Here is an 835-nt window from a genome sequence, read left to right on the forward strand (position 1 = left end):
TAAAAACTTTCCCTCTCACAAAAACGAATAGCAGAAAAAATACTTTCCTGGATTTGGGATACATACTCATCCGTGATGTCATCAATCTCATCTTGGATAACTGACACTAAATGCGAAAGCGTTCTTCTATGACGATAAACATCCTGTTTCACCGGTATCGGCCCGCCTGTCCTAACCAGAATATATTGACGCGTCATCAGAATACCTTTTCAATGATACAAAAATTATAAACTAACTTGACAGTACACATCATGTGTACTACAGTGTACTGATGATATTCATTCATAAAACAATAGAATTTGATAATTGGCTTAAGAAACTCAAAGATAAAAACATTAAAGCTATTATTCTTCAACGTGTTGTACGCTTAAAACAAGGTCTTTTAGGTGACGTTAAATTTTTTAATGGCATAGGTGAATTGCGTATCCATTATGGTGCAGGCTACAGAATTTATTTTATCCAAAAAGGTTCTGATTTTATCCTTTTATTATGCGGTGGAGATAAATCAACCCAGCAAAAGGATATTGAACAAGCGCTAAAGTTAAAAGAGGAGTACAGTGATGAAAATAACCCCATTTAAACCAGAGGAATATCTTGAAGACATCGAAGCACAACGAACATTCCTAAATGAAGCCTTCAAAACTGGTGACGCTGCTCATATAGCGGATGCCATTGGTATTGTTGCTCGCACTCAAAATATGCGCGCTTTAGCAAAAGAAGCCAATCGAGAACGTAGTGGGTTATATCGTTCTTTAAGCAAAACGGGTGACCCTAAGCTTTCTACCTTAGTCGCTGTCTTATCTGCCCTTAATTTACAACTCTTTGTACAATCTGC

General features: G+C 36.9%; 2 protein-coding genes and 1 pseudogene. 2 read left to right on the forward strand and 1 reads right to left on the reverse strand.

Going from position 1 to position 835, the window contains the following annotated elements; genetic code table 11:
- Positions 1-197 (reverse strand): annotated as a pseudogene (locus MCY_RS06580) (hypothetical protein); the annotation flags it as partial.
- 74 nt (positions 198-271) lie between these two features.
- Here MCY_RS06580 and MCY_RS06585 point away from each other — a divergent pair.
- A complete protein-coding gene (locus MCY_RS06585) occupies positions 272-580 on the forward strand; it encodes a type II toxin-antitoxin system RelE/ParE family toxin (protein ID WP_007347586.1) in 309 nt (102 codons plus the stop codon).
- Positions 561-835, forward strand: a 275-nt coding sequence (locus MCY_RS06590) for an addiction module antidote protein (RefSeq protein WP_007347587.1), incomplete at its 3' end; no start/stop codon positions are given. The genes MCY_RS06585 and MCY_RS06590, both read left to right, overlap by 20 nt.

It is taken from the genome of Bartonella rattimassiliensis 15908 (genome assembly GCF_000278215.1).
In the GTDB taxonomy this organism is placed as follows: Bacteria; Pseudomonadota; Alphaproteobacteria; order Rhizobiales; family Rhizobiaceae; genus Bartonella; species Bartonella rattimassiliensis.